23 protein-coding genes and 1 tRNA gene are annotated in these 18,368 nt (G+C 66.6%); 10 read left to right on the top strand and 14 right to left on the bottom strand.

Features of this window, described 5'->3' with window-relative positions; all coding sequences use genetic code 11:
• Window positions 1–8: 8 nt before the first annotated feature.
• Complete coding sequence (locus HX774_RS14285; protein WP_178827786.1) at window positions 9–1,517, bottom strand: acetyl-CoA hydrolase/transferase family protein; 1,509 nt, start codon at window positions 1,515–1,517, stop codon at window positions 9–11.
• Between the two features lie 471 nt (window positions 1,518–1,988).
• Between HX774_RS14285 and rplM the strand changes: the two genes are divergently transcribed.
• From rplM to msrB, 4 genes are all read left to right on the top strand, one after another.
• Window positions 1,989–2,465, top strand: coding sequence for a 50S ribosomal protein L13 (rplM, locus tag HX774_RS14280; RefSeq protein ID WP_178827784.1), 477 nt, complete (start codon window positions 1,989–1,991; stop codon window positions 2,463–2,465).
• 2 nt (window positions 2,466–2,467) lie between these two features.
• The gene (gene rpsI / locus HX774_RS14275) at window positions 2,468–2,953 is read left to right on the top strand and encodes a 30S ribosomal protein S9 (protein WP_178827782.1); all 486 of its coding nucleotides are present in this window, start codon (window positions 2,468–2,470) and stop codon (window positions 2,951–2,953) included.
• Window positions 2,954–3,215: 262 nt separating this feature from the next.
• On the top strand, window positions 3,216–4,148 hold the full coding sequence (argC, locus tag HX774_RS14270; protein WP_178827779.1) for an N-acetyl-gamma-glutamyl-phosphate reductase: 933 nt from the start codon (window positions 3,216–3,218) through the stop codon (window positions 4,146–4,148).
• 31 nt (window positions 4,149–4,179) lie between these two features.
• Window positions 4,180–4,677, top strand: a complete 498-nt coding sequence (msrB, locus tag HX774_RS14265) for a peptide-methionine (R)-S-oxide reductase MsrB (protein WP_178827777.1) — start codon at window positions 4,180–4,182, stop codon at window positions 4,675–4,677.
• On the opposite strand, the gene HX774_RS14260 is transcribed toward msrB, so the two are convergent.
• Together HX774_RS14260 and phaC are read right to left on the bottom strand one after the other, a co-directional pair.
• Window positions 4,665–5,042, bottom strand: a complete 378-nt coding sequence (locus HX774_RS14260; protein WP_178827775.1) for a hypothetical protein — start codon at window positions 5,040–5,042, stop codon at window positions 4,665–4,667. The genes msrB and HX774_RS14260 overlap by 13 nt on opposite strands.
• Window positions 5,039–7,006, bottom strand: coding sequence for a class I poly(R)-hydroxyalkanoic acid synthase (phaC, locus tag HX774_RS14255; RefSeq protein ID WP_178827773.1), 1,968 nt, complete (start codon window positions 7,004–7,006; stop codon window positions 5,039–5,041). The genes HX774_RS14260 and phaC overlap by 4 nt, the downstream gene beginning before the upstream one ends.
• 65 nt (window positions 7,007–7,071) lie before the next feature.
• Between phaC and HX774_RS14250 the strand changes: the two genes are divergently transcribed.
• The 3 genes from HX774_RS14250 (at window position 7,072) to HX774_RS14240 (ending at window position 9,594) form a co-directional block, all read left to right on the top strand.
• Window positions 7,072–7,536 (top strand): hypothetical protein, encoded by a 465-nt coding sequence (locus HX774_RS14250; RefSeq protein ID WP_178827771.1) that lies wholly within the window; start codon window positions 7,072–7,074, stop codon window positions 7,534–7,536.
• A 74-nt stretch (window positions 7,537–7,610) separates the two neighbouring features.
• Window positions 7,611–9,413, top strand: coding sequence for a single-stranded-DNA-specific exonuclease RecJ (recJ, locus tag HX774_RS14245; protein WP_178827769.1), 1,803 nt, complete (start codon window positions 7,611–7,613; stop codon window positions 9,411–9,413).
• Window positions 9,414–9,519: 106 nt separating this feature from the next.
• A tRNA-Glu gene (locus HX774_RS14240) sits at window positions 9,520–9,594 on the top strand.
• A 40-nt stretch (window positions 9,595–9,634) separates the two neighbouring features.
• On the opposite strand, the gene HX774_RS14235 is transcribed toward HX774_RS14240, so the two are convergent.
• The 5 genes from HX774_RS14235 to HX774_RS14215 all read right to left on the bottom strand — a co-directional run bounded on the left by HX774_RS14235 (window position 9,635) and on the right by HX774_RS14215 (window position 11,826).
• Window positions 9,635–10,708, bottom strand: a complete 1,074-nt coding sequence (locus HX774_RS14235) for a tyrosine-type recombinase/integrase (protein WP_178827767.1) — start codon at window positions 10,706–10,708, stop codon at window positions 9,635–9,637.
• Window positions 10,684–10,890 carry a hypothetical protein gene (locus HX774_RS14230; RefSeq protein ID WP_178827765.1) on the bottom strand — a complete coding sequence of 69 codons (207 nt, stop codon included), beginning with the start codon at window positions 10,888–10,890 and terminating at the stop codon, window positions 10,684–10,686. Before HX774_RS14230 ends, HX774_RS14235 begins: the two co-directional genes overlap by 25 nt.
• Window position 10,891: 1 nt before the next feature.
• The gene (locus HX774_RS14225) at window positions 10,892–11,128 is read right to left on the bottom strand and encodes a DNA-binding protein (protein ID WP_178827763.1); all 237 of its coding nucleotides are present in this window, start codon (window positions 11,126–11,128) and stop codon (window positions 10,892–10,894) included.
• Between the two features lie 144 nt (window positions 11,129–11,272).
• The gene (locus HX774_RS14220) at window positions 11,273–11,560 is read right to left on the bottom strand and encodes a hypothetical protein (RefSeq protein WP_178827761.1); all 288 of its coding nucleotides are present in this window, start codon (window positions 11,558–11,560) and stop codon (window positions 11,273–11,275) included.
• Entirely contained in the window at window positions 11,557–11,826 is a 270-nt protein-coding gene (locus HX774_RS14215) for a hypothetical protein (protein ID WP_178827759.1), read from the bottom strand. The genes HX774_RS14220 and HX774_RS14215 overlap by 4 nt, the downstream gene beginning before the upstream one ends.
• Window positions 11,827–12,094: 268 nt before the next feature.
• Between HX774_RS14215 and HX774_RS14210 the strand changes: the two genes are divergently transcribed.
• Genes HX774_RS14210 through HX774_RS14200 form a run of 3 tightly spaced genes read left to right on the top strand, consistent with a single transcriptional unit; the run spans window position 12,095 to window position 12,825 of the window.
• Entirely contained in the window at window positions 12,095–12,361 is a 267-nt protein-coding gene (locus HX774_RS14210; protein WP_178827757.1) for a hypothetical protein, read from the top strand.
• 9 nt (window positions 12,362–12,370) lie between these two features.
• Window positions 12,371–12,580 carry a hypothetical protein gene (locus tag HX774_RS14205; RefSeq protein WP_178827755.1) on the top strand — a complete coding sequence of 70 codons (210 nt, stop codon included), beginning with the start codon at window positions 12,371–12,373 and terminating at the stop codon, window positions 12,578–12,580.
• A gap of 8 nt (window positions 12,581–12,588) precedes the next feature.
• Window positions 12,589–12,825 (top strand): hypothetical protein, encoded by a 237-nt coding sequence (locus tag HX774_RS14200; RefSeq protein ID WP_178827753.1) that lies wholly within the window; start codon window positions 12,589–12,591, stop codon window positions 12,823–12,825.
• A gap of 118 nt (window positions 12,826–12,943) precedes the next feature.
• Here the strand turns inward: HX774_RS14200 and HX774_RS14195 are convergent, their stop codons facing one another.
• The 6 genes from HX774_RS14195 to HX774_RS14170 form a co-directional block, all read right to left on the bottom strand.
• Window positions 12,944–14,041 (bottom strand): phage portal protein, encoded by a 1,098-nt coding sequence (locus HX774_RS14195; RefSeq protein ID WP_218650440.1) that lies wholly within the window; start codon window positions 14,039–14,041, stop codon window positions 12,944–12,946.
• On the bottom strand, window positions 14,038–14,574 hold the full coding sequence (locus tag HX774_RS14190; RefSeq protein WP_178827749.1) for a hypothetical protein: 537 nt from the start codon (window positions 14,572–14,574) through the stop codon (window positions 14,038–14,040). Before HX774_RS14190 ends, HX774_RS14195 begins: the two co-directional genes overlap by 4 nt.
• 1 nt (window position 14,575) lies before the next feature.
• On the bottom strand, window positions 14,576–15,232 hold the full coding sequence (locus HX774_RS14185; RefSeq protein WP_178827747.1) for an HK97 family phage prohead protease: 657 nt from the start codon (window positions 15,230–15,232) through the stop codon (window positions 14,576–14,578).
• 1 nt (window position 15,233) lies between these two features.
• Complete coding sequence (locus tag HX774_RS14180) at window positions 15,234–16,508, bottom strand: phage major capsid protein (RefSeq protein WP_178827745.1); 1,275 nt, start codon at window positions 16,506–16,508, stop codon at window positions 15,234–15,236.
• Window positions 16,501–16,833, bottom strand: coding sequence for an HNH endonuclease (locus tag HX774_RS14175; RefSeq protein ID WP_178827743.1), 333 nt, complete (start codon window positions 16,831–16,833; stop codon window positions 16,501–16,503). The genes HX774_RS14180 and HX774_RS14175 overlap by 8 nt, the downstream gene beginning before the upstream one ends.
• A partial coding sequence (locus tag HX774_RS14170; protein ID WP_218650439.1) for a terminase TerL endonuclease subunit occupies window positions 16,824–18,368 on the bottom strand: 1,545 nt, incomplete at its 5' end. The genes HX774_RS14175 and HX774_RS14170, both read right to left, overlap by 10 nt.

Genomic DNA, 18,368 nt, shown 5'->3' with positions numbered 1-18,368 from the left:
GGCGAAGCTTACGGCTTCATCGAGCCCGTTTCGATGAAGCGCTGGTGCCAGGACAGGGCCTCGGTCAGCAGGTGCGGCGATTGCAGACCATAAGAGCCCTTCAGCGCGCGGTCGTAGTAGTCCTTCAGCGCGTCGCGATAGTCGGGGTGGGCGCAGTTGGCGATAATGACCTGGGCGCGTTGCTTGGGCGAAAGGCCACGCAGGTCGGCCAGACCCTGTTCGGTGACGATGACCTGCACGTCCTGGGTAATGTGGTCGACGTGGCTGGCCATGGGGACGATGGCCGAGATCTTGCCGCCCTTGGCCGTCGAGGGCGTGACGAAGCAGGAGATGTAGGCGTTGCGCGCAAAGTCGCCTGAGCCGCCGATGCCGTTCTGGATGCGTGAGCCCATGACGTGGGTCGAGTTGACGTTGCCGTAGATGTCGGCCTCGATCAGGCCGTTCATGGCGATGCAGCCCAGACGGCGGATGATCTCCGGGTGGTTCGAGATTTCCTGCGGGCGCAGGATGATCTTGCCGCGGAACTGCTCCATGCGGCTGTTCAGGTCGGCGGCAGCCTCGGGGCTGAGCGAGAAGGCGGTGGCCGAGGCGACGGTCAGCTTGCCCGAGTCCAGCAGGTCCAGCATCCCATCCTGCAACACCTCGGTGTAGGCGGTCAGTTGCTCGAAGGGGCTTTCGGCCAGTCCCGCCAGCACGGCGTTGGCGACATTGCCGACGCCCGATTGCAGCGGCAGCAGATGGGCGGGCAGGCGACCCAGCTTCACCTCATGCCTCAGGAATTCGATCAGGTGCCCGGCGATGGCCGTGGCGCTGGCGTCCGGCGCGGCGAAGGGCAGGTTGCGGTCAGGCGCATCCGTCTCGACGATGGCGACGATCTTGGACGGATCGACACGGAACACCGTCTCGCCGATCCGGTCGGTGGGCTTGGTCAGCGGGATCGGCACGCGGGCCGGCGGCAGGGCCGTGCCGTAATAGATGTCGTGCATCCCCTCCAGCGCCGGGTTCTGCCAGCTGTTGACCTCCAGGATGATGCGGTCGGCGCGGTCCAGCCAGGTCTTGTTGTTGCCGATCGACGACGAGGGGATCAGCGATCCGTCCTCGCGGATGCCCGAGACCTCGACCACTGCGGTCTCCAGCGGGCCGAGGAAGCCCTGCCAGGCGGCGGGTGCCACCTGCGACAGGTGCATGTCCAGGTACTCCATCTCGCCCTTGTTGATCTTTTCGCGGGCGATGGGATCGGAGTTGTAGGGCAGACGGAACTCGATGCCGTCCGCCTTGGCCAGGGCGCCATCCAGCTCTGGCCCGGTCGAGGCGCCGGTCCAGACCTTCAGCTTGAACGGATTGCCCGCTGCGTGCTCGGCCTCGATCCGGCTGGCCAGGGCCATGGGCACGGTCTTGGGATAGCCCGAGCCGGTAAAGCCGCTCATGCCCACCGTCGAGTTAGCCGGGATCAGGGCGGCGGCGTCCTGGGCGGACATGATCTTCGACTGCAGGGCGGCGTTGCGGACGCGGGACATCGGAAACCTGACGGCTGCGGCCCAGTAAGGGCGCGGGGGAACGGGGGCGGACATAGGCGCCGCATCACCCTGATTCCAATACGGCTTTGGTCGTAACATCGCGTGATCACAAGGGCGTTAGCTGCCTGGTTTCACAGGTTATGGGGGCGGGCCTTCTGCCCCTTGTGACCTGACGACGGGTGGGCGAGCGGAGCGGTGATTTGATGGGCCTATTCATCAGCGGTTGCGAGCCCCCTCATCCGTCAGCCTCCGGCCGCTCCCTTCTCCCCAAGGGGCGAAGGGAAGAGGTTGTGGCGTTGGTTTTGTGGTATTTTAATACCGTTTATGATAAGTTGGTTTAAATCAATAAGTTGATATAAGTTGGTGTCGAGAACTGGTGTTGACCTGCGGGGGGGGAGCCTCTATCAGCACGCCTTCCGCTCATTCCTGCCTTGGGATGAGCCGCACCGTTCGTCTTTCAGGACCCTCAATATGCTGAAGAGCACTACGGCTTCGATGAAGCCGGCAGAGGTCGAAAAGAAGTGGATCCACATCGACGCCGAAGGCGTCGTGGTGGGCCGTCTTGCGACCTTCATCGCCAACCGTCTGCGCGGCAAGCACCTGCCGACCTACACCCCGCACGTTGACATGGGCGACTACGTCGTCGTCACCAACGTCGACAAGGTGGTGTTCACCGGCAAGAAGAACACCGACAAGGTCTACTATCGCCACACCGGCCACCCGGGCGGAATCAAGCAGACGACCCCGGAGAAGGTCCTGAACGGCCGCTTCCCCGAGCGCGTGCTCGAGAAGGCCGTTGAGCGCATGCTGCCGAAGGAAAGCCCGCTGGCTCGCAAGCAGATGACGCACCTGCGTCTGTTCGCCGGCGCCGCCCACGAGCATGAAGCCCAACAGCCGCTGACCATCGACTTCAAGTCGGCGTCGCCCAAGAACACCCGGAGCGCCTGAGCATGACCGACGTGACTGCTGAAGCCACCGGCTTCGACGCCCTGAAGAGCCTGGGCACCGTCGAAAACGACGCCCCCGTCTATGAGCAAAAGCTGGACGCGCAAGGCCGCGCCTACTCGACCGGCAAGCGCAAGAACGCGATCGCTCGCGTCTGGATCAAGCCGGGCACCGGCAAGATCACCGTCAACGGCAAGGACCAGGAAGTTTACTTCGCTCGTCCCGTCCTGCGCATGATGATCGCCCAGCCGCTGACCGTTTCGGACCGCGCCACGCAATACGACGTGATCTGCACCGTCGAAGGCTCGGGTCTGTCGGGTCAAGCCGGCGCCATCCGCCACGGCCTGTCGCACGCCCTGACTCACTTTGAGCCGGAACTGCGCAAGGTTCTGAAGCCGCACGGCTTCCTGACCCGCGACAGCCGCGTCGTCGAGCGTAAGAAGTACGGCCGCGCCAAGGCACGCCGCAGCTTCCAGTTCTCGAAGCGCTAATCGCTTTCAGGCGATTTGGATTTGGGGCGCTTCGGGGAAACCCGGAGCGCCCTTTTTCTTTTTTGCCCTTCTCCCGATGGGAGAAGGTGGCGCGCAGCGCCGGATGAGGGTCGGCGCTGTCCTTCGGCGAAGCCGCCGCCCTAATTGTGCTACTGCTTTCGCCGACTGATGCGGCGGACCCCCACCCTTTCGCGCAGCCGATCGCCTTCGGCTCTCGGGCGCTCAAGCCCTCTCCCATTGGGAGAGGGGACGGAGTTAGACGATGCATAAGGTCTTCATCGACGGCGAGGCCGGGACCACGGGGCTGGAGATCCGCGAGCGTCTGGAGGCGCGCACGGATCTGGAACTGATCCTTCTGGGCGACCGTCGGCGCGACGTCGCGGCGCGACGCGTGGCGCTGAATAGCGCCGATGCGGTCATCCTGTGCCTGCCTGATGATGCGGCCAAGGAAGCCGTGTCGATGATCGAGAATCCGAGCGTGCGTGTGATCGACGCCTCGACGGCGTTCCGGGTCGATCCGGCCTGGACCTATGGTTTCGCCGAGATGGATGCAGGTCAGCGCGCGGCCATCGCCGCCTCGACGCGGGTGTCGAACCCCGGCTGCTATCCTACCGGCTTCATCGGCCTGATGCGGCCTCTGGTGCGGGCGGGTCTGGTCCCGGCCAGCCATCCGGTCACGGTCAATGCGGTGTCGGGTTATTCCGGCGGCGGCAAGGCCATGATCGCCGAGTTTGAAGCTGAGGACGCGTCCACCGCCTATCGCGCCTATGGCCTGACCCAGAAGCACAAGCACGTGCCGGAGATGACTAAGCATACGGGCCTGACGCTGCCCGTCCTGTTCGCGCCCGCCGTCGGCGCCTATCGCCAGGGGATGCTGGTCGAGGTTCCGCTGCACCTGTCGGCCCTGCCGGAGACGCCCTCGGTTGAGCGGCTGCATGGGGCCCTGCTGGAGGCCTATGAGGGCCAGCGTTTCGTCGAGGTCGCCGATCTGGACGAGACCGAGGCCATGACCGGCATCGAGCCGGAGGCCCTGAACGGCACCAACCGGATGCGGCTGCACGTCTTTGGCGATCGTGGGGGAGAGCAGGCGCGCCTGGTCGCCCTGCTCGACAACCTGGGCAAGGGCGCTTCGGGGGCGGCGGTGCAGAACCTGAACATCATGCTGGGTCTGGACGAGGCGACGGGCCTGACCTGAACCAAAAGCGTCCGGCCGCCGTATAGGGGGCATGGACGCTGTATTCGACCGTCGATCCGTGCTGCTGGGCGGCGTCGCTGTCGCCCTGAGCGGCTGTGCGCCTGAGGCGGCGGACGCATCGGAAGGGCAGTGGGCCAACTCGCCGTTTCGCCGGATCAGCGACGCGGAGTGGAAACGGCGTCTGGGCGACGCCTCGTGGCGGGTGCTGAGACATGAGGGCACCGAACAGCCCTTCAGCAGTCCTCTGAACGACGAGCATCGGCGCGGCGTCTTTGTCTGCAAGGGCTGCGCCCTGCCGCTGTTTCAGTCGGGGTGGAAGTACGACAGCGGCACCGGATGGCCGAGCTTCTTCCGCGTGATCGAGGCCAATATCGGGACCAAGACCGACCGCAGGATCGGCATAGCCCGCATCGAATACCACTGCGCCCGGTGCCTGGGGCATCAGGGGCATCTGTTCATGGACGGGCCGGCGCCGACCGGACGGCGCTACTGCAACAATGGCGTAGCGCTGAGGTTTCAGCCCGCCTGACGGGCCTTGATCGCGGATTCCACCGTCACGCCGAACCACAGGCCGGCGATAATGATCAGCAGGCCATAATCGTGGCCGGGCCAGAATACGGGAATCGCCGCCGACAGCATCACCATCATGGGGAAGATGCTGGCCCAGGCGGCGGTCGAGGCTGCAGCCGGATGGATCATCGGCGGGCGGTCCCATCCCATGCGCTTGCGGAACATGGCGTTCAGCGGGATGAAGGCGACCACCACAACCACAACGACGATGGCGTATTTCAACGCGCCGCCGGGCTGTCCGAAGACGCTGGCGGTCAGGATCAGCAGCAGCAAGGCGATGCCGGTCGTGATCGCCAGCAGCAGGTTGGGTTCGATACGCTTCAAGACTTCACTTTCACATAGGCGCCGGGTGCGGGCTCGATAGGCTTTAGCGGGCCGGTCTTGGGGTCGCGGGCGGGAATCTGTTCGCCCGATTTCTCACGCAGCCAGGCGGCCCAGTGAGTCCACCAGCTGCCCGGATGCTGTTCAGCCTCCGCTTGCCAGTCCGCGAGCGTCTCGGGAAGGGCGGGGTTGGTCCAGTGCTGGTATTTGTTGGCCGCGGGCGGGTTGATGACCCCGGCGATGTGGCCCGATCCGGCGAGGGTGTAGGTCACGGGACCGCCGAACAGCCGCGCCGAGCGATAGACCGAGTTCATCGGCGCGATGTGGTCCTCGCGGCTGGCCAGGAAGTAGAGGGGCGTCTTGACGGTCGACAAGTCGATGCGCTCGCCGTCGATCTCGAACTCGCCCTTGGCCAGGGCGTTCTGGCCGTACATGCGGCGCAGGTAATCGAGGTGCAGGCGCTTGGGCATCCGCGTCTGGTCGGCGTTCCAGAACAGCAGGTCGAAGGCCGGCGGCGCCTTGCCCATCAGATAGTTGGACACGAAAAAGGACCAGATCAGGTCATTGGCGCGCAGGGCGTTGAAGGTATCGGCCATGGCGGCGCCGGGCAGGACCCCGCCGGCGGCGTCGATCTGTTGCTCGATCTCGGCCAGCCAGTGTTCGTCGGTGAACAGCAGCAGGTCGCCGGCCTCGGCGAAGTCATGCTGGGCGGCGAAGAAGGTGGCGGAAGCGACGCGCGCGTCTTTGCGCGCCGCCATATGGGCCAGGGCCGCGCCCAGCAGGGTGCCGCCGATGCAGTAGCCGACGGCGTTCAGCAGCTTCTGGCCCGTCTGCTCCAGCGTCTTTTCAACGGCGCGATAGACGCCCTTGTTCAGGTAGTCGTCGAAGCCGTACTCGGCCTTGTCCAGATCCGGGTTGACCCAGGAGCAGACGAAGACGGTGAAGCCCTGGGCCGACAGCCAGCGGATCAGCGAGTTCGCCGGCTGCAGGTCCATGATGTAGAATTTGTTGATCCACGGCGGGAAGATCAGCAGGGGAATGGCATGTTGGGCGTCCGTCGCGGCGTCGAACTGGATCAGTTCGAACAGTTCGTCGCGCCAGATTACCTGACCGGGAGCGGTGGCGACGTTTTCGCCGACCTTGAACTGACCGTAGTCGGCCTGACTGATCTTCAGCTTGCCGGCGCCGCGCTCCAGATCGGCGGCGAAGTTCTGCATTCCCTTGACCAGCGACTCGCCGCCCGTCTCGGCCAGGGCCTTTAGCGCTGCTGGGTTGGAGGCCAGGAAGTTGGCGGGCGAGAAAGCGTCGGTCAGGAGTTTGGTGAAGAACTCGGCCTTGCGCTTCACGCGCGGATCGACGTCCTCGACGCTGGAAACCAGGCCGTTCATCCATTCCGACGTGACCAGATAGGACTGGCGCATGACGTCGAAGACCGGGTTCTCGCTCCAGGCCGGGTCGCGGAAGCGCTTGTCGGTGGAAGGGGAGGGGGGGACTTCTTCGCCCATGGCGCGGCGCGACGTTGTGGACCACAGGTCCATGTAGCGGCTGAACAGGTTGGCCTGGGCCTGGAACAACTTTTCGGGGCGGGCGGCCAGACTGGTCATGACCGAGGTCATGGCCGGGGCGACGTTGAAGGGATCGGGCGACAGGGCGGCGGGACGGTCGGCCTGGCTGAGCGCAGCCTCGGCGATGGCCGACTGGGCCGTCATGGCCGCCTTGGCCAGGTTCAGCGACAGGGTTTCCAGCAGATGACGTTGATCGGCCCCAAAGGCGAAGGGATCTGCGGCCTCGGCTTGGGGCGGCGGCGCCTTGGGCTGGGCTGCCGGTTCGGCGGACGATTCGGGGGCCGGTTCGGGTGTCGCCGCCTTTCTCGGCCGGGGCTTGGCCGAGGTCGGACGGCCTGATTTACGCGGCGCTGCGGCGGCTGCCAGCGGGGCGGGGGGAGCCTTGGTCGGGTGCTTGGCCATGGGCGAACCTTTGGAACCGGCCTCGCGTCGGGCCGCGAGCCTTCCTCCGGGACGGATGATGGCATATGACCGGGGTTGAGATGAATGTGTTCCTGTCGAAAAAGACGATCCTGCTAGCGATGACCGGCTTGCTGTTGCCCGCAGGCGGCTGCGTGGGGTCGTTCGACCCGCAGACGGACGCCACGTCGCCGCTGGCGCCGCGCATTCAGCAACTGGTGGACGCCAACCGCGACTACCCGCGCTGGGCCGATTTTCCGGCTGCGCCAACCGACGTGCCGCAGCCGGCCCAGGTGGCGGCCAATGTTAGCACGCTGAACGCCGACAGCGGCGCTCTGGCCGGTCAGGTGGCGCAGATCGACTGGACCATGGACAGCGATCCGACGGCCTTTATCGAATCGATCCGGCAACGCTTCGATCCGGCGAAGATGGCTCCCATCGGCGCCCAGACGCCGGAGGAGGTCGAGGCCTTCGCAGAGGCCTTGCGTCGCCGCGCCGCCGCGCCGCCGCCCATCGACCGTCCGCGCCCCTGACGCGCCGCCTGCCGGATCAAGGTCGTCTGGCAGACAGAATCCCGGAATGATGTCCGGGCCAATAAGGATTGCCCATGGCTGACGGTGGAAACGCTCCCGCCTTCCTTGACGTGTCGCGCTCGCTGTCGGGCCGTGCCTGGCGCCAGCGTCCGGCCGAGGCGGGGACCATCCGCGCCCATATGCAGGCCCTGAACCTGGACGAGCCGATGGCCCGTGCCCTAGCCGCGCGCGGCGTGGCGGCGGATCATGGCGAGAACTTTCTGAGGCCCACGCTGCGGGCGCTGTTCCCCGACCCGTCCAGTTTCATGGACATGGACACGGCGGCTACTGCTATCATCGACGCCTTGCAGGCCGGCAGCAGCATCCACGTCTTCGCCGACTATGACGTCGACGGGGCGTCCAGCGCGGCCCTGCTGGTGCGCTGGTTTCGGACGCTCGATGCGGAACTGCCTATCTATGTCCCCGACCGACTGACCGAGGGCTATGGCCCCAGCGCGCGGGCGTTCGATACGCTGAAATCGCGCGGCGCCGATCTGGTCATCACGGTGGACTGCGGGGCGGCGGCCAACGAGGCCGTGGCCCACGCCTCGGCCATCGGTCTGAACGTTGTCGTCATCGACCATCACATGATGCGCGAGGAGCCGCCGGCCTGTCTGGCTGTGGTCAATCCCAACCGACCCGGCTGCAACTCCGGCCAGGGCAACCTGGCGGCGGCGGGCGTGGTCTTCGTCCTGCTGGCCGCGCTGAACCGCGAGGCGCGGGCGCGGGGGCTGTTTGAAGGCAAGAGCGAACCGGACATCCGCCAGTGGCTGGATCTGGCCGCCATGGGGGCCATCTGCGACGTGACGGGGCTGACCGGCTTTAACCGGGCGCTGACCAGTCTGGGTCTGAAGGTCATGTCGGACTGGAAGAATCCGGGGCTGAAGGCTCTGCTGGCCGCCGCCGGGGCGGAGCCGGGACCGGCCAAATCCAATCATGCGGGCTTCATCCTGGGCCCGCGCATCAATGCCGGCGGACGGATCGGCAAGTCGGACTTAGGCGCGCGCCTGCTGTCCACCGACGATCCCGACGAGGCGCGGATGCTGGCGCAGGAACTGGACGCCCTGAACATCGCCCGGCGCGAGGTCGAGGCCCAAGTGACGGAACAGGCGGTGCGCCGGGTCGAGGCCACGGGCGCGCACAACGACGAATCCGCCATGGTGGTGATCGCCGGCGAGGACTGGCACCCCGGCGTGGTTGGCATCGTCGCCGGGCGTCTGCGCGAACGCTGGAGGAAGCCGGTCGTGGTGATCGGCGTCGACGCCATCAATGGTCTGGGCAAGGGTTCGGGCCGCTCGCAGCCGGGCATGAACCTGGGCCGGGCCGTGCAGGCGGCCTGGAACGAAGGCGTGCTGATCGCCGGGGGCGGGCACGCCATGGCGGCGGGCCTGACGGTGGCGGCGGATCGGATCGACGAACTGCGGGCCTTTCTCAACGACCGCCTTTCCGGCGAGCGGGCCGAGGCCGTGGCCCAGGACTGGGTCGAGGTGGACGCCCTGATCGACCCGAGTGCAGCCACACGCGATCTGTTCGAAGCCTTCGAGCAGTTGGCGCCCTATGGGCCGGCCAACCCTGAGCCCCTGTTCGCTCTGCAAGGCGTGCAGGCGCGTGAGCCGGCGGCGATGAACGGCGGTCATGTGCGGTGCCGTCTGGTCGGTGCGGACGGGGCCTCGGTGCGGGCCATCGCCTGGCGCTGCGCCGATCTGCCCAGCGGCAAGGCGCTGCTGGCCGGGCAGGGCGGGTTGAACCTGGTCGGGCGGCTGAAGGCGGACGACTGGAACGGCCGTCGCGGGGTGCAGTTCGAGATTGAGGACGTGGCTGATCCGCGCATGGCCTGAGGCGGTGCCTTGCCGAGCGCAGGTCTTTGAAAAAGTCACACAAACTGCGCAGCAAGCGCTTGCAAGCGGCGGAATCGGCGGCTATTACCCCGGTCCTCCGCGCAGCGGTCCCTTCGTCTATCGGTTAGGACGTCAGGTTTTCAACCTGAAAAGAGGGGTTCGACTCCCCTAGGGACTGCCACGCGGGATTTATAGTTTCGGCTGCTCAAGAGCTTAGCCGATCATTTGGCTAACCGGTTGGCCGGGGTAGCCAAATCCTGTTCCCCTTCCGTGTCGATCCGGGCCATCGCGGCGGTCGCAAGCCGTCTTTGATCGCGCGCCCGGATATAGGTCTCGACCTCCTTCGGGTTCTTGTGGCCGGTCACGGCCATGATTTCCGAATGAGAGCATCCGGCGTCCGCCAGGCGGGTGGCGATGCACTTCCTCAGACCGTGCGGAGAGCACTCGGGAACGCCGGCCTCACGGCAGGCGGCCTTCATCCAGTTGTAGAAGCCGGTCGCCGTATAGGCCGGGCCGTATTGCGTCGGCAGGAACAGCATCTGATCCGCCGGGACGGTCGCCAGAGAGGCCGCCAGACGCGGGTGAATGGCGATGGTCAGCTCGGCGCCTGTCTTCTGCTGACGGACCCTTATCCCGCCTCCTGAGAGGGCTTGGCGGCCCATCAACCGCACGTCCGACGACCGCTGCCCCGTGTAGAGCAACAGGTCCATGCCAAGGCGCTGTTTCGTGCCGACTGGCCACCGCTTCTCGAAAGCCGCGACCTCGGCCTCAGTCCAGGTGTGATAGCCCTCCGTCTGATACCTGATCTTCTTGATCGACATGGCCGGGTTGTCCGCCCGCCAGCCCCTCGACACGGCGAACGTCAGGAACCAGCGCAGGGCCTTGATGAAGTTGTTGCGGGCCGCCTGACCTTCAATCTGATCCCGCAGCTTCAGGATATGCTCCGCCGCGAGGCCGCGCACCGGCTTGTCGCCGTGATCCCGGCGCAGGCGTTCCATCACGCCGCGATAGTTTCGCTGAGTCGTCTCGGCCAGGGCTGACCAGTCGGCCGACGCATAAGCCGCCACCGCGAGCGCGTTGATCGTGCCCGGCTTCGTTCGGGCCTGTCCGATCACCAGGGCCTTGGCGCCGGCCGCCGCCGCCTCATAGGCCGCCGCGAATTCTGGCGAGCCCGGCAAGCCGGGGAGATACGCCGTCGCCATGCCCTTCTTGCGGAAGCGGTAGCGGACCTTGCCGTGCCGGTCCCGCATCGGGGTGACGTTGGCGAAGCCTAGGTGTTTAAGGCCTCGTCCCATATCTGGCTCGCCTTTGCGTCGTCGGCCTCGCCCACGTCATTGGCGGCGGGCGGAACGGGGTGAAGGCGGACCACGCCGCCGGGGAGAATGTCGATAGTCGGCGTCAGGCCGCGCTTGGCCAGAACCTCCAGGATGCGGTTCACCTCGTGCGCCTTCACCACGACCTTGCGAAGCGCGCGCACGTCAGGCGGCCTTCTCATGGGGCGTCGGCGCATTGCAGTTCGCCGCCTCCCTCGATGCAATCCAGTCGTCTATCGCGGTCCGGCGGGCGCAGAGCGTGGCCCCGATGTAGAACATGGGGAAGCGGTGCGGCTCGTCCAGTCGACGGTTCATGTCGATGATCCGCGACCACTTGGCCTCGTCTCCGAAGACATAGGCGGCGATGGCCTTTGCGCCGTAGAGGACGTTGGAATAGGTCACGAGGCTGAGCCTTCCTCCTGCATCCGAAGCGGAGACGTTCACGTTTTTCCCCCAGCCCTGAATGTGCCTCGATTTCGGGAATTCGCCAATAGGCGACAGCCGATTTCGCTAGGGAATTCATGGGAAATGACGGCAGATCGAGGATCATACCCCGTCCTCCGGTTCGCGGCCGTCATGCTCGCCGCCTTCGTCCTCGCATTGGTCCTCACGGTCGTCGTCTGGACCTTGAATCCAAGCGTCCTGTGACCCGCTCCAGTCGGCGCGCGGGACGGCGGCGGACAGGCTCGGCTCGTCGTCGGCGCCATCCTCTAGGTCCGGGTCGCCGTCCAGGGTGTCGAGTGCCACGATCAGCTTGTCGATCACCCGCTCCAGCTTGCGGCGGAGGCGCTGGCGCTCGATGGCGGGGTGTTCGATCACGGCGAGGGCGGTCATCCGATCCTCCCCACGGTCGCCGTGCCCGCCGCGCCGGTGCGGTTGTAGATGGTGCAGACGCCAGCGCGAGGGCCGAACCAGAAGGCCGGAGCGTCATCGCCGGCGAGCTGGACCAGGCGAAGGTCGCGGGGATCGACGCCAGCGGCGATGGCGTGGTGCAGGGCTTCCGGGGCGTCGGGGTGAAGGCGGGACGCGGAGTCCCAGAGCTCGCGCCAATCGAACGGGATTTCAGGCGCAGGTGTGCTATTCGGCTCAGCAGCCGTCATGGCGATCTCCTAGACAGGTCGCGTTTCGGTTAGGGCCGGGCAAAGCGTTGGCGCGCTTGCTCGGTCCGCCTGTTTCTGACATTAACTATGTCATGGCGTCAAGCGTTTCTGACATTAGAAAGAAGATCGGTCGGCCGGCGGTGAACGCCACACCGGTGACTGTCCGCGTGCCGCCGGAGGCCTTGGCCAAGCTGGACGCGTGGCGAAACAGCCAGGCCGATAAGCCGACACGGCCGGAGGCGATCAGACGCTTGATGGAGAAGGCTCTATGACTTCCGACACGCTCCCGGGGCGCCATATCGAGGACGTGCCTTACACGGGATTGCTGGAGCGGCTGAACCGGATCGCAGCTGTCGCTCACGTCGTGTCGGAAGCGCCTGATGACTTTGAGCGGGAAGACTTGCTGAACATGATTGTCCAGTTGGGTGAGGTCGCCACGGAGGCGGTCGTTTTTGCCGGAGCGACGCAAAGCGAGGCGGTCGAGTCCTTCAAGGGCGTGATGGCCGGCCTCTCATTCGGGCGCGCTGATCAGTAGGAAGGACGGATGACCGAAGAACAACAAGCCGCCGCCGTGAAGGCGACTATCGAGAACCTCCGCGAGGAAGCGTGGGGCCTGGCCCAGCAATACGTCATGGATCAGCGCCAGATGACGCTGGACCGGATGAAACAGCTAAAGGAAGCGGCCGATCTTCTCGCCTGGGCCGCCGAGGGCAAGGGTGGCTACAAATACGACATCAACGCCATGATCGACTGAGGACAACCATGACTGACGACCGGAGGGCCAAGGCCAGAGAACAGGCTAAGGCGATTGAGGACAAGCTAGCGGAGCTGAAGCTCGATCTAGTGGACGCTGGCTACAAGCTCGCGCAGACGGGCGACGATCTTTACCTCCGCAGCGTCCAGCAGCGCCGTGAGGTCATCGAGGCGTTGGAATATGCCCTGTCCAAGAAGCCGCCAGCTCCGGCGCGTGTTGGACGTGCGGTAATCGGAGGCTTCTAGCCAGCGGGTGCCGCGCGGGACGAAAGGGAACCGCCGCACCCTGTCGCGGTTTTTCGGGCACTCACGACTTACCCCAGCCAATCGCGCGCGGACATGGGAGCGCGCAGGGTGGCCAGCCCTATGCCGCGCCGTCGTTCGGCCCCCAGTTCACCTGTGTGAGCGCCGCGTTCAGGTCGCCGGGTGCCAAGCCCGCTTCCTTCGCCTGCGCCAAGGCCTGAATGATCGTCTGGAGCGCCCGCGCCCGGCCGCCCACGTCAAAGGCCTGGACCGGCCGCATCACGTCGATGCTGATCTCACTCCCCAGCTTGGCGGACGCTTCCTCCGCCAAGAGCATGGCGATCGGCTGGAGCGTCCAGCCCGCGAGGTGGCGCTGAGCCTCCCGCACAAGTGGTCCCTGGGCATTCGAGGCGAAGAGGGCCGGTAGGACGCCGAACGCGCCACAGAGCGAGTTCCGGGCCGCGTCCAGCGTCTCCTTTGTCATGGCCCGCGACAGGTCCGGCGTTACGTCGGCGGGTTTCCAGTCCGCCACTGGCGCAGGACCGCCGGCCGCCGAAACCGTGACGCTCTCCCGCATTAAGACGCGCCCTCGCTTGCCCCGGAAGCCCCGGCCGATCAGGTCCAGATCGGTGTCCTGACTTTCAGGGAACGGGACGATTTGCGAACCGAGGGGCGCGTGCTCGAAAATCTCAGCAAGGGCGCTCTCGACCGATTGGAGCATCCCCGCCGTGAGGCTGGCGCGGCGAAGGGGAGCCGTTCCAAGCCAAGGGGCCGCCGGGTCGGACCCGATCCGAAGGTGCAGCACCTCAGCCGCCAGGACCGTCTCAGTCGTGCCGCCGCCGGCTTCCGACACGCTGACCCGGTAGGCGCGGGGAACGCCGTCACGGGTGGACAAATCCCAATCAGAGCACGGGACCAGGCCATGATCCCGGATCAGGAACAGGGACTCGCCGCGCAACGCCACGGAACGGGCCATGAGCGCCAGAGAGCGCCGGTCCAGAAGGTCCGTGCCATCCACGTCGGCAAGGGCGAAACAGCCCTCCCAAAGGCTGATGCAGCTCTGTGCCGTGGCGGTCAGTTCCGCGACGCCGCGCCGGCCGCTGATGTAGCTCTCGCGCGCCGCGATGATCTCGGCCGTGAAGCCGGAGGCGGAGGACCGCCGCTCGTTACTCCGCAAATCTGCGGTGTTTCCTCGATTGAACAGCCAGCCCAGCATCATGTCCTCCGGTATCGGCGCAGGAGGTCGGCGGCGCCGCTGTTGATCATCGCGCGCGCCAGCCATTCGGCTGACCGGTTGTGCGACAGGGTGACGGACCCGGCGGACACGCTCTCAGAGCTGGCGCCCGCCTTGCCCGGTTTCGCGGCCATGTATTCGGCCAAGCGCCGGAACGCCTCCAGCACGTCGGGAGGCGGGTCATCGTCTGTCCCCGCTACGCCGGTGAAGCGGTAGGGGCCGGAGCCCGCGAGGTCATAACCGCCGAAAGGCGAAGGGGCGGACGTGCAAGCCTGCCAGGCCTCGCTCTGCCAGTTCTCGACCGTGGCGACCGTCACCGGGGCCAAGGGCGGACTCCAGCAGCCCGGCCCTTCCACGACCCATTCGACGGCCCGCTCGCTCCAGCGCCAGGCCGTGTAGGCTTCGATGCGTTGCCAGATGAACCGGGGATCGAGGGCTTCGGCCGCTTCCGACAGTCCGACGGGCGCCAAGGGATAGGAGGCGGGGGCGGCCTCGATCAGTTTGAGGGTCTCTGCCAAGTCAGGCCCTCCAGCGGTGCAAGGTGCGCTGAAGGCCCGCGCCGTGTCCGGCGGGGATCAGCAGGCCGCTATCGGTCGGCGTCCAGCTCCTGGCCTCGTCCTCTTCGTCCTCTGCCTCCAGGGCCGCCTCGATGTAGGCGGCGGCGGTGACGACAGAGAGCTCAAACCGGAGCGCCTGAAAGATGGTGCGGATCAGGGCGAAGCCTTCTGCCGGATCTTCCTCATCCACCCGTTCGGCGTTCGGCACGGCCCGCTTCGGCGGGATGCGGAAGCCGGGCGACAGGCCCCGGATCAGCCCGGCCGCGAAACCGGCGAAGAAATCCCGGACCCAACTTGCGTCCTGCAGTTCCTCTGTGATGATCGCCTCGAAAGTCAGGGCGTCGTCATCGTCTCGCAGGGCCAGCGTCCCGGCCCCGCGGCTGGCCAGCGGCTTGCCGTAGTCGTGTCCGACCAGGAGGCGAATATCCACCTCCTGCTTTGCCACGTTGTAGGCGAAGGCGCGCGGGGCGAAGACTTCCTTGCGCGGCTTGCCGGTGCGACCCCCATCACTGAGGGTCGCCCGCTTATTGTAGGGAAAGCGTCCTTTCACGCGCCGCTTCCGGCTTCGTGCGGCGCGTTCCTCGAGGATCAGTTCCCCGTCGCAGAAGCCGGTCAGCATCTTACTCGCCCGCCTCCAGTTCCAGGCCGGTGATCAGCTCGAGCTGCGCCGGCCGGGCCACCGTCACGTCAACCGTGGTGAGGGCCGTGAGGCGGAGGCCGCCGGACTGGGCATCGGAATAGGGGTCGCGGATCAGGTCCACACCGCCCCAGGTGCCGACAAAGATCGGGGCCACGCCGCCGGCCGCCGTGGTGAGAAGGGCCTGGGTTTCCAGCGGGTCGCCCGAGGGAGCCGGAAGGGCATTGGCCGACATGGCGATGTTGCCGGCGGGGATGTTCTTCAGCAGCCGGTCCCATTCGGAAACGGCGGTGCCGTCGATCAGCGTGTCGTCCAGCAGAGCCCAGAGTTCCGGGCGGATCAGGGAACGGACGGCCCCGGGAGAACCCGCCGCGTTGCCGGTCATGAACCGCACCACGGCCGCCCGGAGCGCGCTCCACGTCGCCATTGCGCCCGCGTCGGTGCTCGTGATGCCGTAGGTCGCCGCGCCGGTGATCACGCCCAGTGGTTGGCCATTCGTGCCGCTTCCCTGGAATACAGCCCGGTCCAGTTCGACGGCGATGGCGCCGTTCATATCGCGGCGCACGGCTTGCTCCAGGGCGTCCCCGGACTGCTTCAACGCCTTGCGGGTGATCCGCATCTGAATGCCGAGGTTATGTTCCGGCTTCAGCGCGCGGTCGGTCGTGGCGAAAACAGCCGGGCCGGCGACGTTGCCGGTCTCGCCGTTGGCCCAGCCCGCCGTCACGCTAGACGTAACCACCGGCCATTCGACGGCGCCGCTGTCGATGTTGATCATCTGGGCGCCCATGCGGGCCGCCACGCTGTCCGGGAACAGGCGGTCGATGATCGGACGGGTCTGGATCGGGTCAGGCGTTCCGCTGGCCACCGTCTCGCCGGCGCGCACCTCCAGGGCCTGCCACGGCACAGGGAAGCCGCGATAGCCGCCCTTGGAGCGCATCTCCTGCACGATCTCAGCCGTGGCGCCTTCCAGCGGCCGGCCCTCGTCCAGCGCGAGCGCGACCTGGCGCATCTCGAATTTGCCGATCAGGTCCGCATATTCGCGGTCGGAACGGGTCTCCAGTTCGCCCTTAGCGTCCTGGCGCTGCTCATCTTCGGCCACGAGCGCCGCGCGGTAGCGGGTCTCATTGGACCGATATTCGTTGTCGAGGTCCGACATCTGCCGGGTCTCGTCTTCGCTCGGCTTTTCCTTGCCGACGAGGCCGGAGAGGGCCTGCCGGATTTCCGACTGACGCCGGTTGATCTTCACTGATTCAAGCATGGTGAGGGGTGTCCTTCAGGGGTTTGGCGAGTTCACGCACGAGATCGCGCCACGCCTGGCGCTTGGGGTCGATCACGTCCAAACCCACCTCGATCCTCGTCTTGCGAGAGTGGCAGGGGACGCACAGCGTCTGGAGATTGGTCAGGTCGTAGGCGAGGTCCGGGTGCGACCGGATCGGCTGGATATGATCCACTTCCAGATCGCCCACGGCCCGGCAGGACACGCACTTGAAGCCGTCCCGGCGCTTGGCCAGGAGCCGCACGGCCTTCCACTGAGGCGACCGGTAGATGGCGGCCCCGGCGCGGGTGTATTTCCTCAGGCCCATAGCGGAGCCCTCGCCGGCTTGATGGGGCGGGCGGTCTGGCGAGCACCTTCAGCGATGGCCAGGACGGCGGCGCTGGCCGCGTCGATCCGGCCGGTCGAGCGGGCCTTGGCCAGCTTCAGATTGTTCGCCGGGTCGCGGAGCACCACCGCGTCCGCAAAGGCGGAGCGCAGCAGCAGGGACGGGAGGGACTTCACCTTGCCGTCGAATACGGCCCGCCGGAACCGCTCGCAGTCCTCGCCGCCGTCCCGGAAACCTTGGCCGCGCCAATTGATCGGAACCCGAATGGCGGCGCGGTCCAGCGCCTCACCGATCTCGGCTTGCTTGTATCGGTCGGCGGTGATGGCGCTGATCCGTTCACCGGCGACATGGGCGATCACCTCAGTGAGCCAAGCGGACACCGGAACCGTCTTCTCCCCAAGGGTCGAAAGCTCGCCCCGCCGCTGCATCTCGCAGTATCGGTCGCCAACGCCATCGCCCTGGCCTCTCGGCAGGAGGGCGGGTTGCGAGGGGAAGGTGCCGAGGCATTCCAGCCGACACGTCTCAGGCCAGTAGAAGGCGGCGGCCGACATGGACGCGGACCCGCCCAAGTCAATGCCGATCACCACAGGACCGGAGCGGGGCGGCAGTTCTCCGGCCTCGCACGCCAGCCATTCGTCGGTCGAGATCAGCACGTCCCGGTCCTCGCCGGAGACACGCTGATTCAGGTTGTAGAGCCGCCAGGTCGTCAGGGCTGATCCGCCCCGCTCGACCGCGCGCCGGGCCTGCGCCTGAAGCCACTCCAGGCTGGCGCCCACGCCATGTTCCGCGCCGGGGTTGGCCTTGCGGATTTGCTCCAGATCGTCAGGGGCGCAGCCGTCGTCGGCGCGGTGTTCCTGCCGATAAACGCCCGCCTGTTCCTCATCCAGCCACTTGCTGAAGGGATGCGCGTCATCGGGCGCCGAGGTGCTGATCAGCAGCATACGGCCGCCCCGCTTGCCGAGGCCGGACAACAGGGCGTGCTCCAGCTCGTTGCCCTTGGCCAAGTCCCAGTTACCGCGCTCGTCGCAGATCACCAGGGACGGGCTTGTGCCGAGGGCATTCTTGCCGTCCGCCGCCAGCACGCGGATCAGGTGCGGCCCAGTCTCGTCCTCGTATTCGATCTCCAGTCGGGGAGCGCGGCGGAAGGTGAGGCGCTTCTGCACGTCGTCGGGAAGGGACCGCGCCAGGCCCGACACATAGTCCCACACCACCCGGCCCTGATCACGGGTCCGGGCGCCGATCAGGCATTCCCGCCGGGGCTGAGGGTCGATCTCGCCTAGCAGATGGCCCAGCGCGACGCCGGCAGTCAGAGCGGACTTGCCGCCGCCCCGCGCCACAGACAGGACGCCGATGGTGATCCCCTTGGCGAGGGAGCCCTTGAGAAACCGCTTCTGATAGGGGGCCAGCTTCAGCCGCTTGCCGCATAGGGCGCCGGTCGGAACCTCCAGGCCCTCGATGAACCGGATGGCCGCCGCCGTCATGGCCGCCCCCGGTCTGCGAGCGCGAAGAGAAAACCC

The organism is Brevundimonas sp. P7753, assembly GCF_013386595.1.
Classification (GTDB): domain Bacteria; phylum Pseudomonadota; class Alphaproteobacteria; order Caulobacterales; family Caulobacteraceae; genus Brevundimonas; species Brevundimonas bullata.
Note: the sequence above shows the minus strand (reverse complement) of the source record. Positions and strands in the feature narration are given on the sequence as shown.